Consider the following 14445-nt stretch of genomic DNA (forward strand, 5'->3'; position numbering starts at 1 on the left):
AGGATAAAGATAATGGATATCTAACTACATAAAAATACCCCTGAAATAGTTTGTAGCTTTCGGTTGTGATGTTTTTTTGCTTACAGCTTACAGCTTACAGCTTACAGCTTACAGCTTACAGCTTACAGCTTACAGCTTACAGCTTACAGCTCATTGGTTTTACAAACCGGTGCTTCTCTATTTGTTCACTTTAAAAGAACCTGTTTTAGCATCAAATTGAACCATTTCTGAAGGAAAAAGATGTTCAAAATGCTTTTGTTCTATTAATTTACAGGGTTCTCCGAATGGATTTTCATGTCCATCAAGGATTAAAATTTTGTCGCACAGCTGAATTGCTAGATCAATTTCATGTGTTGTGAAAATGATTGTTTTCTGCTGTTCATGAGCCAATTTCTGCAATAACTTTAGAATTTGTACTTTGTGGTAGAGGTCTAAATGTGTTGTGGGTTCATCCAATAAAATGATGGGCGTATCTTGTGCCATGGCACGTGCAATCAATACACGCTGGAGCTGGCCATCGCTGAGCTCATGGCATTTGCGGTGACGTAAATCGTTCAATAAAAAAGTATCCAAACTTTCCTGAATTTGTTTCTTGTCGGTCTTTGTCAAAGTGCCTATCCAATTGGTATAGGGTTGTCTGCCCAGTGCAATCAATTCTTCAACGGTAAGATTTTTTGATGCCGGTTGCTCCGTTAGCACTAAACTAAGTTCTTGCGCTAGTTTTGGTGAAGTATAGTCCGTAAGATATTTATTCTTTAAAGTTATGTTACCAGATAATTTGGGTTGAAGGTTTCCAAGGGTTCGTAAAAGTGTCGATTTTCCTATGCCATTAACGCCAACGATAGCACATAGTTCTTTGGATTCCAAGTTAAAACTTATTTCATCCACTATTGTTTTAGAGATATAACCAATCGCTACATCTTTAACCGTGATACTATTTTTTATTGACCCTGACATCAAAACAACATTTTTCGCTTTCTAACCAACAACCATATAACAACCGGTGCCCCAATGAGCGAAGTTATAGCATTTATGGGCAAAACATTAACAGAATTGGGCAATTGTGCAATAGTATCGCAGAGCAACATTAAAATAGCACCGTAAAGAAATACCGCTGGAATAAGAATACGATGTTCCATAGTATCGAATAGTTGTCTGGTAAGGTGCGGTACCGCTAAGCCAACAAAAGCAATTGGACCTGCGAACGCAGTAATTCCACCCGCTAAGATACCTGTTGCTATAATAATGGTCAATCTTGATTTTTTTAGGGACACCCCAAGGCTCAATGCGTAATTTTCTCCTAACAAAAACGCGTTTAACTTTTTAATGGAAAGAATACTCAATATAATTCCGATACCAACAATGCCACTTAAAAGGATTACTTGTTGCGAAGATAGATTGCCGACACTGCCAAATGACCAAAAAATAAAGCGTTGTAGGTTTTCTGCGCTTGAGAAATAGGCCAGTACACTTACGATTGCTGCTGTTATGCTTCCAAACATTAGACCGATAATCAATAACGCCATAGTGTCCTTAACCATATTCGCTAATAGTATTACCACGAGCAATACCAAAAAACTGCCTACACTTGCCGCTATTGCCAATGCTGCATCATTTAAAAGTAGTAATGAAGTAAAACCGGTAAACAGCGAGGCACCCATTAAAAGTAATGCAGCTCCAAGACTGGCACCAGAGCTAATCCCTAAAACAAAAGGGCCGGCCAACGGGTTACGAAACAGCGTTTGCATCAACAAACCACTCAACGCCAAACCGCCACCAACTAAAATCGCTGTAAATGCTTTAGGTATGCGATAGTTCCAGATAATGTAATTCCATGATTCAATCTCAACTTTACCATTGAACAAAGAAGTCAATAGTGCTTTGAAAGGTATGGTTACGGAGCCGGAGCTTATGTTTAGTATCCACGCAAAGAGTAGTGCTGCTATGATGAGCAAAAACGAAATATGGTATGATTTGTAGTGCTGCATTTAGTGCAAGGGCAAGTAAAAGTTTAGCTCGTGATTTGGCACAAGTTCTGGGTGTAGAATGGATATTAAATCCTTAAGTACTAAATCTGGTCGTTGCGGGGCCAACTCGTAAAAAAGGATACCTCCAGTATTCCCTTTTTTTACAGCATTTGAATATATTTTTTTGTTGGAAAATGCCTCGAATTGTTCATAGTGTGCGTCCGCTTTTTTCAAATCTTCATATGTAGTATGCATTGAAGGGTTGAACCAAAATTCAGCTTGCCTCCCTTTTTCCAGAATGGCTTCCAAGCTCAGGCCAATACTTCCTTTTTCCTCTGTATCTGCCCAGATGTAATTCGCATTGGCATCTTTTAAAAACTTTGCCATCCAGCTTTTTCCACCTGCTATATACCATACATCTTTATAAAGTCCACCGGTTAGAACAGTTGGCTTTTGTGTTGTGTTCAATGCCAAAAGCTTGGTATCGTTATATGACTTTTCGATAATTTTAAAAATACTATCAGCTTGTTTTTCCTTTTGAAAAAATGGAGCGAAAAATTTTATCCATTCTGCTTTTCCCAAAGGTGTTTGCTCTGTCCATTCCCCATTATATACCACGGGTATTCCTGAACGCTTTAGTGTTTCATAAGCTTTATTGGTATTGTTTATTCCGAAGCCTATCACAACATCTGGGTTCAGCACCAATGCAATTTCTGTGTTAATATTTTCATTGGTCCCCAACTCCTTGATTTGCTTGGATTCAATTCGTTTCCGAGCAGCTTCTGAGGAAACTAGATCTGTATTGGGAAAACCTGTAATCACATTCAATTCCCCTAAAACTTCTAAAGAAGGAATGTGTGTTGTTGAGGTTACGATCATATTTTTCACAGGTATAGGTATTATGGCATCATAGACATCTCTTGGTAGTGTGATCGAAGCCATTTTTTCTCTTGGAACCAGCGCATACTTAAACATTGTTTCAGAGCCTGGCCATGCAGATGAAACTTCTATTGTTGTGAAATCAGTGTTCGATTCTATGCTAAAACCTGTAGCATGATATATTTTGATTTCTACCTCTTTTTGTTTAATTGGTAAAGGCTTCTTTTTTTCTCCACAACTGGAAAAAAATAATATAAAAAAGCCCACAGAAAATAATAGGAAAAACTGTTTTCGTACCATGACCCCAAATGTAATATTATTTAACTTTTTTAAAAAAAGATTAAACAGAATGATTACTTTCGTTGAGAATTTTGGTTCGATTTAGTCACAGAATTTTCGCTTTAGAATTTTTTAAATCAGTAGGTGATTTCAAGAGCATTAAATCGATTAAAAGGGAATCTGGTGTAAGTCCAGAACTGTTCCCGCAACTGTAAGTTTATGCCAAGTGATACTTGGTACCTTGTTTCGAACAAGGATGTTGTTTACTTCATAGCCACTGCTTTTGCCAAATCAAGTCAGCACGAGTGGGAAGGCAAAATAGCATTGAACAAGTCAGGAGACCTGCCAAATTCAAACACAACATGTTAAACTTTCGGGATAAAAGTTTTCGTATGGGTACAGACATACTATTCTCCCGTTTATTCTAGTAAACGAAATGAAAAAAAGTTACTTATGGTTAGGTGCCGCTATTTTAGTTGGCAAGGGTCTTTCTGCGCAGAGCACACAGCAAGATTCTATTCAAGTTCAACGGCTACAAGAAGTGGTTGTTAGTGATTCGCGTTTTGAACTAAAGCGTGAAAATTCGGGTAAGACCGTCATCAAGATTTCATCCGAGGAACTGGAACGGAATCAGGGTAGGACCGTGGCCCAGGTGATCAATACTAAAAGCGGAATTGAAATTGCCGGTAGCCGGGGTAGGGACGGTGACGTTCTAGGTGTTTTTGCCAGAGGTGGACGAGGACGACAGGTTTTGGTCATTATTGATGGGGTTCGTGTAACCAACCCTTCTTCTTTTGCCGTTGAGTATGATTTACGACTTTTATCTGCCGCAAATGTAGAATCCATTGAAATTATAAAAGGTGCTGCAAGTACACTTTATGGTACCAACGCTGCTACGGCCGTTATTAACATTAACACCAAAAAGAATTCGGAAAATAAGATTGCGGGTAATTTTGAATCTACGTTTGGAACAAACCAAACCTCTGAAGACCAAAACTATAATCTTGCCAACTTTGCCAATGGCGCTAGGGTAAGTGGAACCTTGGACAAGTTCTCTTATGGTCTAAGTTTTTCCAATCGCTATTCCAATGGACTTTCTGCTGCTGTAACTCCAGAAAATGAGGAAGATGATTTTTCACAATACAGCACAGACCTTAAACTGGGATACCAATTTTCTGAAAATTTAAATGTTTCGGTTTACGGCAACAAAACGGAACTTAGAAGTGAGTTTGATGCTGATCGTGCCGAAGCTCCCAATAGATTAAAGCAAGATCAGGAACGTATAGGGATAGCCTCCACATTTAAGTATGGAAAAGGTTCTATAGAACTAAATGCTGCATACACAGATTTTGAAATAGATACAAGAAGTACATTTGGTGAGAGCAGTGCCAATGGTGAAAATTTTGTTTTTGACATTTATAATAAATATATTTTTAATGATAAGTTTTATACCGTTCTAGGTGTAAACTATATCAAAGACAAAGCTTCTTTTATGGATGCCGTGGATTTTACAATTGTTGATCCTTATGCAAATTTGGTATATGTGTCCGATTTTGGTTTCAATCTCAATACTGGAGCAAGGCTTAATACGCATTCCGCATATGGAAACAATTTTGTGTATAACGTAAATCCATCCTACGTTTTTCGTACCTCTGAGGGATATGTTAAACTTTTGGGAACTTATGCAACATCATATATCACACCTAATTTAACCCAGTTGTTTGGGGATTTTGGCGCAAATCCAGATTTAGAACCTGAAGAGAACACTACGATAGAAGGGGGAGTAGAATATTTTGTAAATGATAAGCTTCGGTTGAATGCAATTTATTTTGATAGAAATGAAAAGAATCGAATTGGGTCGGATGCAGATTTTCGAAGTATTAACATTTCTGACGAAATAGATGTAAATGGTGTGGAGATAGAGGTTTCTTGGTCTCCCTTAGATGAATTAACCGTAGATGCCAATTATGCTTTTACCGAACGTACGGGCGATAATGCCATTAGAATTCCCAAACATAAAGCGAATTTAACTTTAGGCTATCAATTGTGCGAATTCACGAATATCTCGCTTAACTACGCCTATACTGGGGAACGGAACGACACGGATTTTGCTGTCGGTGAGAACATTGCATTGGATGCATTTTCCTTGGTAAATCTGTATATTGACCATGAATTAATGCCCAATAAGTTGAAGATTTTCCTAAACGCCAATAATATTTTAAATGAAGAGTTTACGGAAATTATTGGTTTTACCACAATAGGAAGAAACATCAGTGCTGGCTTTAACCTAAGTTTTTAATCACCAAATCGATACTATGTTGAAGGTTTGTTCTTTTATGCCCGCCGTTACCCAGATGATTTATGATATGGGGCTTGACAATCAGCTTTATGGCGTCACTTTTGAATGCCCTGAACAGGCGTTGAAAGAAAAGAAACCTATCGTACGTTGTATTCTAGAAGGGAAGCAATTATCCAGTCAGGAAATTGATGCATTATTTTCTGCAAGCAAACACCAAGGAAAAGATTTGTACTATGTGGACGAACCACTTTTAGAAACGATTTCGCCCGACATCATATTCACCCAAGATATATGTGACATATGCCAGATAGATACGGCATGTACTGCCGCTGCGGTAGCTAATTTGGAGAAACAGCCAGAGTTGATTTCAATAAGTCCGCAATCTTTGGAGGATATATTTCAATCTGCGATTACCATTGCCAAAGCAATGGGTAGGGAAGAGTTGGCATATTCGTATTTGGCAAAATTGCATAGCAGAATTGATGTTGTAATCGATAAACTTAGGGCATCAAAAGTATTGCCAAAACGGGTTATGCTTATGGAATGGTTGGAACCCATTTTCAATTGTGGACATTGGATTCCCCATCAAATTGCGTATGCCGGTGGAGTGGATATGCTTTCTAATCCGTCAGGGGATAGTATTGTAACACAATGGGATAAAATTGTAAAGTATAACCCTGAAGTTTTGGTCATAGCACCTTGCGGCTTCACGGTTGAGCGAACCATTGAAGAAATGCACCTATTGACAAAAAAAGATGGATGGTATGAGTTAAAAGCAGTAAAGGAAGGAGCTGTTTACATTGCAGATTTTGACATGTTTACCCAATCTTCTGCCAATACCCTTGTCAACGGAATAGAAGTGTTGGCAGGACTTTTTCACCCTAATGTGTTTAATGTCCCGAAAAGGTTATCTAATAAGTTCAGGCCTTTTGATATGAAAAGGGTTTAATACTGAGGTACTTAAATAAAAAAACGGCTTTAAAGCCGCTTTTTTCGTTATTCAAAATTAATGTCCAATGATTTATCCAAAAACATGTTGTCTTTGAGAGGGGTCATTAATCTAGAGCTCATAAAAGTCTTAGCCGGCATTTTAACTGAAAAGCCCTGCTTGCTAACGGATGCGGTAATTTCCTGGATAGCCCTTGCCAACAACGGTTCATTGGGATCACCAAGGACTCCTAAGTTTTCCAAATCTTCTTCAAGTTCAATGTTAGGTGCCAAACCAGAGGTATAATCAAAAAAGCCATCTGCATTTTCATTTCTGCCTACTAAAGGCTGTAATCCCCAACTATTGTTCGAATTGATTTGGTTTTCACGACTGGAATTATATATATAATTGCCATTAGGGTCGTCCACCAAGGTAATTGAAAACTCATTTTTGCCTCTGGTGGTTTCTCCTATGTGAACGACATCAACATATGGAGCTAAACCGTTCATAACCAATTCGCTTGCTGAAGCTGAACTATTAGTTGCCAAAATATACACTTTGGTAAGATTAAGTGAGCTTACAGGTGTTCCTGAATTATTTTCACCTATTCCGCTGGCAAAATTATCTTCCAATTGTTCCGCTGAAAACTGCGCTTGGATTTTGTTGTTCCAACGTTGACGTATGTATAGTTTATCGGTATCGGTACTGTGTACCATACTGGCCAATAAACGTGAGCTGTTTACGGATCCACCGGGATTGTAGCGCATATCAAGTACTAACTGAGTCGCTCCGTCCGCTACAAATTGTGCAAAAGCACTGTTAAGTGCTTCATTGAAACTACTCAAGAATCTATTGTACATTAAGTAAGCGACTTTTTCTCCACCAATTTCCAAGGTCTCGGCTACCAAAATTGGATTTTCAACAAAGTTTTCTATTTTGGTCAAACTTACTTCCTTTGTGATGTCGGCAATCGTACCATCATTTATTTCGGCCATTCCAAGGGTATAACTATCATTGCTTCCAAAAAGTAGGCCTATATAGTTATCTAGGTTCAATTGCTGTCCATCAACGCGTGTAAAAATATCACCTCTTTGTATATCTTTGGTAGAAGCATCCGAATCTGGCAAAACGTATTGGACAAAACCAAAAATATCATTACTGCCAGATAATTGGACCAATCCGAATTCCAGTCCATTACTTTTTGAAACTCCCGATAGATTGTTCACCAGCTCTTCATAATCATCATTGGCAAAACTAAAACGGTCTTCATTGAACTGGATGCTTTCATAAAAATCGGATGGGTCTGGGGTTGCCTCTAAAAACGTTGTGAATTCAGCATCATTTGCGAAACGGTCATCTGCCAAGTTTGGTACTTCGCCTTGCCAAAAATACCATAAGTTCATGGCTTGCCACATAAAATTTTGTACAGTGACATCGGCTCCAGGGGTTGGGTCTGGTGTGTCAGTATTCGTAATTCCGTCATCATCATCGCTACAACCAATAATAAATAGAGATAGTCCTAAGATTAAAAGAAAGTATTTTTTCATAGTTATTTTTTAAGAGATTCACTCAATTATCGTTCCATTTACAAATGGAACATGTTGTTTAGGTAGTATAGTTTGGTGAATTCTTACAATTTTTCATTCACAAAATAGAGACATATATTGAGAATACAAATTTTTTGTAACAAAATTCGATATATGTCGTCGTGATAGTGTAAGCGAATTTAAATAGCTTACAAACAACTAAAAACTAAAATGAAACAGGCCGAATTTTTAAATGTGGTAATGCCCTTTAAGGACAAGCTCTACCGACTGGCCAAAAGATTGTTGGTCTCACGGGAGGAAGCTGAAGATGCCACACAGGAGATTTTGCTGAAACTTTGGTCCAAAAATGAGGCAATGGGACAGTATAAAAATGTTGAAGCCTTTGCAATGACCATGACCAAGAATTTTTGCTTGGACCGATTAAAATCCAAACAGGCCAGTAATTTAAAGTTGGTTCACAGTAATTACAGCGATGAAAGAACCTCGCTTCAAAAACAATTGGAAGCTGAAGATAGTATTCAATGGATGGAGCGAATAATGGAAAAGTTGCCCGAACAACAAAAAATGGTATTGCAATTGCGAGATGTAGAGCAATATGATTTTGAGGAAATATGTGAACTTTTGGATATGAAACCTACCGCAGTTAGGGTAACATTGTCCAGAGCAAGAAAAATGGTAAGAGAAGAATTGATAAAAAAACATAACTATGGAATTGGATAACATAGAAAGATTATTGGAGAAATATTTTGATGCTACCACTACGGTAGCTGAGGAAAAGACATTGCTGACTTATTTTTCGCAGGAAAGTGTAGCAACACATCTTGAGCAGTACAAGCCAATGTTTACCTATTTTTCCAACGCCAAGGAAGAAAAATACACAAAGCAGGTTCCATTAAAACCTAGAAAGAACTACTACAAATGGATTTCCGTAGCAGCTGTGGCACTATTCATTTTTGGCATCTATTTTGGTAACGAGTACCAAGAAAAAAGAGAGGCGGAATATGCCTATCAAGAAACAAAAAAGGCTTTTGAACTCTTGGCCGAAAATTTTGGTCGAGGCACTGAAAAAGTAGCATATTTAAAAGAGTTTGAGGTCGCAAAACAAAAAATTTATAATAATAATTAAATCAAAAAAATGAAAAAGTATATTTTAATCATAATGATAGCTATAGTGCCCTTGTCTGGTTTTTCCCAGTCATTGTTTGACAAATACGAAGATTTGGATGACGTAACTTCTGTGGTTGTCAACAAAAGCATGTTCAATCTATTGGCGAAAATAGATGTTGAGGTCGATGATCCGGAAGCGAGGGATTTTATGGACATTGCCAGTAGCCTTAAAAGTCTGAAAGTATATACCACGGACAATAAAGAGATTGGTAATAACATGAAATCTTCCGTGGACAAATATCTAAAGTCATCTACCATGGAAGAGTTGATGCGCGTAAAGGATAAAGACGCCAACGTCAAGTTTTATATAAAGCAGGGTAAAGATACCGACCACGTAAGTGAACTATTGATGTTTGTTACAGGTCTAAAGGATATGGAAGCAGATGGCAGAAAATTTGAAACGGTTTTACTTTCCTTGACCGGGGATATCGATTTGAACAAAATCAATTCTTTGACAAAAAAGATGAATCTTCCGGAAGAATTGAACAAAGCGGGTAAAAAAGGAAACTAATGGGGACGATAAAAAAATGGTTTACTGTAGTCGTCTGCTCATGCCTTCCCATTTTTGGAATGTCCCAATCCATTCTTGACAAGTTTGAGGATTCAGATAGAGTAGGTTCCATAACGATAAGCAAGGGAATGCTGGATATAGTGGCCGATGCCATGTCCTATGATAAAGATGAAGACACAAAGGATTTTGTGGAATTGGCAAAAAGTATAGATAATATTAGGGTATTTATATCTGAGGACAAAGGGGCATCGGCAGACATGGCTGTTACAATGAAACAATATGTTAAATCATCGAGATTGGAAGAGCTAATGAAAATAAAGGATAAGGATACCAATCTAAGATTCTACATTAAAAATGGAAATAATGGAAATAATGTTGAAGAGTTACTCATGTTTGTCACTGGAATTGAAGATGAAAAAGGTAATGACTTTAAGTTTGAAACCATTTTATTGACCATGACAGGTGATATCGATTTGGCGAAAGTCAGTTCATTGACGAATAAAATGAATCTTCCGAAAGAATTGAACAGAGTAAATCGTCGTTAAAATTAAGTTAGGGTTGTTGCCATACTGTAACAAAAACAGGTTTTTGGCAACTTATATCATAGAAATCAAATCAATCAAAAAATAATAGTAAATTGAAGAATACAGTCAAATTTATAGGAATGGTCATGATGGTATTGCTGGCTTCATGCTCTTCCCAACAAAGTCTACAGGAATATTATGTTGATAATTCAGAGAATCCCAATTTTATCTCCATAGATGTACCCGCCAGTATTTTGAAAATGGATGAAGCAAATCTTACGGAAGCGGAATCCAAGGCAATAGCGTCTCTGCGAAAATTCAATCTTTTGGCATTCAAAAAAACCGATTCCAACGTAGCGGAATATAAGTCAGAAAAAATCAAGGTAAAACAGATTTTAAAGAACGATGATTTTGTAGAGCTTATGAAAATCAACTCCCAATATGGAAAAGGTGTTATAAAATACCTAGGGGATGAAGATGCGATTGATGAAGTCATCATCTATGGCGATAGTAAGGACAAGGGCTTTGCTTTGATACGTGTCTTGGGAAAAGACATGAATCCTGCACATATAGTTCAATTAATGCAGGCAATTCAGAAATCGGACTATAAAGGAGAAGGCCTTGGGGAAATTGGAGATTTTTTAAAGGGATAATTTTGCTTCATATCACCTAATACTGATCCTGAACAATCTTGATTGTTCAGGATTTTTTAGTTTGTAACGGTATCGAAACTTTAAGTTTGTGTGACGCTTTCTCTATCTTAGTGTCTCACTATAAGAACACTAACAAAATTTAAAGTAAACCATGGAAAAAGCACAAGAATGGATTAACTACGGTATTGAGCTCGCAAAAGAATTTGGCCCCAAATTGATTACGGCTATCCTCATTTATGCAATAGGTACCTGGATTATTAAAAGAATTATTGGCACCAGTAAAAAAGTAATGTCCAAAAGCAAGTATGATGAATCGTTACAGCGGTTTCTACTTAATCTTGTTTCTTGGGCATTAAAGATATTCTTGATTATCATTGTGATTTCAAGATTAGGTGTGGACGTTACCACATTTGCAGCAGTGATTGCAGCTGCAGGTCTTGCTATTGGCTTGGCTTTGCAGGGATCGCTCTCCAATTTCGCTGGAGGCGTATTGATCATGATTTTTAAGCCTTACAGAATCGGAGACCTTATAGAGGCCCAAGGTGTTTTGGGAGTTGTAAAGGAAATTGAAATTTTCACTACAAAATTGACGACGCCAGAGAATAAGTTGGCCATTGTGCCAAATGGTGCTATGGCCAACGGGAATATCGTTAATTACACCGCCGAAGGTAAAATTCGGGTAGATACGGTGATAGGAGTGGGCTACAATGAAGACATCAAAAAAACAAAAGAAGTACTTATGAACGTGCTTACTTCGAACGATAAGGTGTTACAAGATCCTGCACCTTCTGTTAATGTTATGGAACTGGCGGACAGCTCGGTCAATTTTGCCGTACGCCCATTTTGCAAACCAGAACATTACTGGGATGTCTATTTTGCTATTTATGAAAATTGTAAGTTAGCGTTGGATGCCGCCAATATTGAAATACCGTATCCACATTCTGTAGAGATACACAAAGAAGGCTAGAACTTTTTAAAAACTAAATTAATGACTAAACCCCAGTATAATTTGCTGGGGTTATTTTTTTAAGTTCATTTTTTATGGCATCGGAAACCTTCAACGTGTCAATAAAATCTGCAATGGATTTTTGGGTGATTTTTTCATTGGTTCTTGTTAAACCTTTTAATGCTTCATAAGGATTTGGGTATGCTTCCCTTCTTAAAATGGTTTGAATGGCTTCCGCAACTACGGCCCAGTTATTTTCCAAATCCTCTTCAAATTTAACCTCGTTAAGAACCAGTTTGTTCAATCCCTTTAACGTTGAAAGAAGCGCCACTTGTGTATGGGCAAAAGGAACCCCTACATTCCGTAATACTGTGCTGTCCGTTAAATCTCGCTGTAATCTTGAAATTGGGAGCTTTGCGGATAAATGCTCGAAAAGTGCATTGGCAAGCCCTAGATTTCCTTCTGAATTTTCAAAATCTATTGGGTTGACCTTATGTGGCATTGCAGAAGACCCCACTTCTCCCTTTTTTATTTTTTGTTTGAAGTAATCCATAGCGATGTATGTCCAGATATCCCTATTTAAATCAATAAAAATCGTATTGATGCGCTTTAAACCATCAAAAAGGGCGGCCATATGATCGTAATGCTCAATTTGTGTAGTTGGAAAAGAGTGGTGCAATCCCAATTTTTCCTGAACAAATTGTTGCCCAAAAGCTTTCCAGTCAATACTTGGATAAGCAACTTTGTGTGCATTGTAATTTCCGGTGGCGCCACCAAATTTAGCAGCGCTGGGAATATCGTTCAATAGATTGAACTGTTCTTTCAAGCGTTCTACAAAAACATCGATTTCCTTTCCCAATCGGGTAGGGGATGCAGGTTGTCCATGGGTTCTTGCCAACATGGGTATGTTTTCCCATTCCGAAGCAAAAGCTTTTAACTTTTCAAAAACCTCAAAATACAAAGGAACATAAACATCGTTCATCGCTTCCTTTATGGACAAGGGTACTGCCGTATTGTTGATGTCCTGTGAGGTCAATCCAAAATGGATGAATTCCTTAAATTTTTCCAGACCTAACGCATCAAATCTTTTTTTGATGAAGTATTCTACAGCTTTTACATCATGATTGGTAACCTTTTCAATTTCCTTGATCGCTGTGGCGTCCTCAGATGAAAACTCAAGATATATTCTTTGAAGTTCTGTAAATTTCGAAGCATCAAAATTGGCCAACTGTGGCAAAGGAATTTCGCATAGCGCGATAAAGTATTCAATTTCAACCTGAATGCGATATTTTATCAAGGCTTCCTCGGAGAAATAATTTCCGAGGGCTTTGGTTTTGTTGCGATATCTTCCGTCTATTGGGGAAATTGCGTTTAGCTGGCTTAAGGACATAACCTTTATTTTTTTTGAAGCAGCAAAGATACTTATTAGTTGAGGAGTTTAAAAACCAAGTTTCTTTAGGGCTGCAAGTATTTTTGAAGCTTTGGATCTATAACCAGGGGTAGCTCCATGTATGTTTTGTTCCAGAATGATTTTCAGTTCAGGATGAATCCAATCATAGTTTGTACCCAAATAAAACAAGCTGGACATTGCAAAAGCCTTCGTAGCCACTTTATAATCACCGATGAGCCAATCAAAATTTATGGTCATGATACGTTCCAAAAGCTCATCAGAAATATGTTCCCTAAAACGACTGCCCTTTTTTTTGAAATATTTTTCCATGCTGAGTTCACACACATGCGCCATAGGCCTGATAATCGATTCGGATTTTAGCTCTGCAAGCCCATTTATAAATGTTTCATAGTGTGGTAATAGAAATTCCAGTTTTTTTCGCATCAGATGGTCGAACACCCAACTTGCATTGAACGAATCTTTTTTGTCCTGTTCTAAAACTTCTAGTAGTAGCGGATAGGTCAATTCTGGTTGCATTACTAGCTTTTCAACAATCTCAATGATTTGTTGTTTGGAAAGCCGACCAGAATTTAGAACGATATGCAGTTGTTTTTCGGTCATGAAAAATTAAGAGAACTTGCTATTTAATTCTTGGGCAAGAGCGGGCACGCCTTCGGTCGCTGTTTTGGAAATAATGGTAAGATCGGCAAAATCCGAAGAGCGTATACTGGGTTTTGGGTCTACAAAATAAATGGGTGTTTCCCTAGATACAAAGTTAATTAAGCTGGCCGCCGGATAGACTTGCATTGAGGTGCCTATAATGATGAGAATTGCAGCAGTTTGGGTAATCTCAATAGCAACTTCCAGCATAGGGACCATTTCTCCAAACCAGACAATATGGGGCCGGAGTTGATGTCCGTTTTTATCTAAATCACCCAATACCAAATCTTTTTTCCACTCCAAAACATGATTCTCATTTGCAGTACTCCGCACTTTTAACAACTCTCCATGCAGATGGACAACATGGGAACTACCAGCTTGTTCATGGAGATTGTCCACATTTTGGGTGACAATACTTACATCAAACTTTTTTTCAAGTGCTACAAGTGCTTTGTGTCCTTCGTTCGGTGACACCTCCAAGAGTTGTCTGCGTCGTTGATTGTAAAAATCCAAAACGAGTTTTGGATTCTCTTTAAAACCTTGGGGTGAGGCAACTTCCATAACATCATGTCCTTCCCATAGCCCGTTAGAATCCCTAAAAGTTTTTAACCCGCTTTCAGCACTCATTCCTGCACCAGTGAGCACGACTATTTTTTGTTTTTGACCCATGAGCTAAAAATAAGAAATTCATTTTT

At 37.9% G+C, this 14445-nt stretch carries 15 protein-coding genes and 1 riboswitch; of the genes, 8 read left to right on the plus strand and 7 right to left on the minus strand.

All coding sequences use genetic code 11. The features are described 5' to 3' along the window. Positions 1–177 precede the first annotated feature (177 nt). From KIM67_RS15585 to KIM67_RS15595, 3 genes are read right to left on the minus strand one after another with little or no spacing between them, the layout of a single operon-like run. Positions 178–957, minus strand: a complete 780-nt coding sequence (locus KIM67_RS15585; RefSeq protein ID WP_213832481.1) for an ABC transporter ATP-binding protein — start codon at positions 955–957, stop codon at positions 178–180. Further along, positions 957–1988 (minus strand): iron ABC transporter permease, encoded by a 1032-nt coding sequence (locus tag KIM67_RS15590; RefSeq protein ID WP_213832482.1) that lies wholly within the window; start codon positions 1986–1988, stop codon positions 957–959. The genes KIM67_RS15585 and KIM67_RS15590 overlap by 1 nt, the downstream gene beginning before the upstream one ends. Next, on the minus strand, positions 1989–3146 hold the full coding sequence (locus tag KIM67_RS15595) for an ABC transporter substrate-binding protein (RefSeq protein ID WP_213832483.1): 1158 nt from the start codon (positions 3144–3146) through the stop codon (positions 1989–1991). 107 nt (positions 3147–3253) lie between these two features. Then, a riboswitch (cobalamin riboswitch) is annotated at positions 3254–3490 on the plus strand. A 71-nt stretch (positions 3491–3561) separates the two neighbouring features. On the opposite strand from KIM67_RS15595, the gene KIM67_RS15600 reads away from it, so the two are divergent. Both KIM67_RS15600 and KIM67_RS15605 read left to right on the plus strand, forming a co-directional pair. Further along, on the plus strand, positions 3562–5424 hold the full coding sequence (locus KIM67_RS15600; protein ID WP_213832484.1) for a TonB-dependent siderophore receptor: 1863 nt from the start codon (positions 3562–3564) through the stop codon (positions 5422–5424). A gap of 16 nt (positions 5425–5440) precedes the next feature. After that, positions 5441–6373: an ABC transporter substrate-binding protein gene (locus tag KIM67_RS15605; RefSeq protein WP_213832485.1), complete on the plus strand. Its 933-nt coding sequence runs from the start codon at positions 5441–5443 to the stop codon at positions 6371–6373. Positions 6374–6420: 47 nt separating this feature from the next. Here the strand turns inward: KIM67_RS15605 and KIM67_RS15610 are convergent, their stop codons facing one another. Then, positions 6421–7899 carry a S41 family peptidase gene (locus KIM67_RS15610; protein WP_213832486.1) on the minus strand — a complete coding sequence of 493 codons (1479 nt, stop codon included), beginning with the start codon at positions 7897–7899 and terminating at the stop codon, positions 6421–6423. 210 nt (positions 7900–8109) lie between these two features. On the opposite strand from KIM67_RS15610, the gene KIM67_RS15615 reads away from it, so the two are divergent. From KIM67_RS15615 to KIM67_RS15640, 6 genes are all read left to right on the plus strand, one after another. Further along, entirely contained in the window at positions 8110–8619 is a 510-nt protein-coding gene (locus KIM67_RS15615) for an RNA polymerase sigma factor (RefSeq protein WP_213832487.1), read from the plus strand. Next, positions 8606–9025 carry a hypothetical protein gene (locus KIM67_RS15620; RefSeq protein WP_213832488.1) on the plus strand — a complete coding sequence of 140 codons (420 nt, stop codon included), beginning with the start codon at positions 8606–8608 and terminating at the stop codon, positions 9023–9025. The genes KIM67_RS15615 and KIM67_RS15620 overlap by 14 nt, the downstream gene beginning before the upstream one ends. A gap of 9 nt (positions 9026–9034) precedes the next feature. After that, positions 9035–9577 carry a DUF4252 domain-containing protein gene (locus KIM67_RS15625; RefSeq protein WP_213832489.1) on the plus strand — a complete coding sequence of 181 codons (543 nt, stop codon included), beginning with the start codon at positions 9035–9037 and terminating at the stop codon, positions 9575–9577. After that, positions 9577–10122, plus strand: a complete 546-nt coding sequence (locus KIM67_RS15630) for a DUF4252 domain-containing protein (RefSeq protein ID WP_213832490.1) — start codon at positions 9577–9579, stop codon at positions 10120–10122. The genes KIM67_RS15625 and KIM67_RS15630 overlap by 1 nt, the downstream gene beginning before the upstream one ends. A 92-nt stretch (positions 10123–10214) precedes the next feature. Beyond that, positions 10215–10754 carry a DUF4252 domain-containing protein gene (locus KIM67_RS15635; protein ID WP_213832491.1) on the plus strand — a complete coding sequence of 180 codons (540 nt, stop codon included), beginning with the start codon at positions 10215–10217 and terminating at the stop codon, positions 10752–10754. Between the two features lie 151 nt (positions 10755–10905). Further along, complete coding sequence (locus tag KIM67_RS15640) at positions 10906–11721, plus strand: mechanosensitive ion channel family protein (protein ID WP_213832492.1); 816 nt, start codon at positions 10906–10908, stop codon at positions 11719–11721. A 25-nt stretch (positions 11722–11746) separates the two neighbouring features. On the opposite strand, the gene purB is transcribed toward KIM67_RS15640, so the two are convergent. The 3 genes from purB to KIM67_RS15655 are packed head-to-tail and all read right to left on the minus strand — an operon-like array spanning position 11747 to position 14419. After that, complete coding sequence (gene purB, locus KIM67_RS15645; protein ID WP_213832493.1) at positions 11747–13090, minus strand: adenylosuccinate lyase; 1344 nt, start codon at positions 13088–13090, stop codon at positions 11747–11749. Positions 13091–13138: 48 nt separating this feature from the next. Next, positions 13139–13711, minus strand: a complete 573-nt coding sequence (locus KIM67_RS15650; protein WP_213832494.1) for a hypothetical protein — start codon at positions 13709–13711, stop codon at positions 13139–13141. Between the two features lie 6 nt (positions 13712–13717). Then, positions 13718–14419: an NAD-dependent deacylase gene (locus tag KIM67_RS15655; RefSeq protein ID WP_213832495.1), complete on the minus strand. Its 702-nt coding sequence runs from the start codon at positions 14417–14419 to the stop codon at positions 13718–13720. Positions 14420–14445 lie beyond the last annotated feature (26 nt).

Origin of the sequence: Flagellimonas sp. 389 (genome assembly GCF_018449435.1) — a bacterium.
Taxonomy (GTDB): domain Bacteria; phylum Bacteroidota; class Bacteroidia; order Flavobacteriales; family Flavobacteriaceae; genus Flagellimonas.

Coding starts and splice junctions, on each gene's coding strand:
- KIM67_RS15585 (WP_213832481.1), bottom strand. CDS start 957: ATGTCAGGGTCAATAAAAAATAGTATCACGGTTAAAGATGTAGCGATT.
- KIM67_RS15590 (WP_213832482.1), bottom strand. CDS start 1,988: ATGCAGCACTACAAATCATACCATATTTCGTTTTTGCTCATCATAGCA.
- KIM67_RS15595 (WP_213832483.1), bottom strand. CDS start 3,146: ATGGTACGAAAACAGTTTTTCCTATTATTTTCTGTGGGCTTTTTTATA.
- KIM67_RS15600 (WP_213832484.1), top strand. CDS start 3,562: ATGAAAAAAAGTTACTTATGGTTAGGTGCCGCTATTTTAGTTGGCAAG.
- KIM67_RS15605 (WP_213832485.1), top strand. CDS start 5,441: ATGTTGAAGGTTTGTTCTTTTATGCCCGCCGTTACCCAGATGATTTAT.
- KIM67_RS15610 (WP_213832486.1), bottom strand. CDS start 7,899: ATGAAAAAATACTTTCTTTTAATCTTAGGACTATCTCTATTTATTATT.
- KIM67_RS15615 (WP_213832487.1), top strand. CDS start 8,110: ATGAAACAGGCCGAATTTTTAAATGTGGTAATGCCCTTTAAGGACAAG.
- KIM67_RS15620 (WP_213832488.1), top strand. CDS start 8,606: ATGGAATTGGATAACATAGAAAGATTATTGGAGAAATATTTTGATGCT.
- KIM67_RS15625 (WP_213832489.1), top strand. CDS start 9,035: ATGAAAAAGTATATTTTAATCATAATGATAGCTATAGTGCCCTTGTCT.
- KIM67_RS15630 (WP_213832490.1), top strand. CDS start 9,577: ATGGGGACGATAAAAAAATGGTTTACTGTAGTCGTCTGCTCATGCCTT.
- KIM67_RS15640 (WP_213832492.1), top strand. CDS start 10,906: ATGGAAAAAGCACAAGAATGGATTAACTACGGTATTGAGCTCGCAAAA.
- purB (WP_213832493.1), bottom strand. CDS start 13,090: ATGTCCTTAAGCCAGCTAAACGCAATTTCCCCAATAGACGGAAGATAT.
- KIM67_RS15650 (WP_213832494.1), bottom strand. CDS start 13,711: ATGACCGAAAAACAACTGCATATCGTTCTAAATTCTGGTCGGCTTTCC.
- KIM67_RS15655 (WP_213832495.1), bottom strand. CDS start 14,419: ATGGGTCAAAAACAAAAAATAGTCGTGCTCACTGGTGCAGGAATGAGT.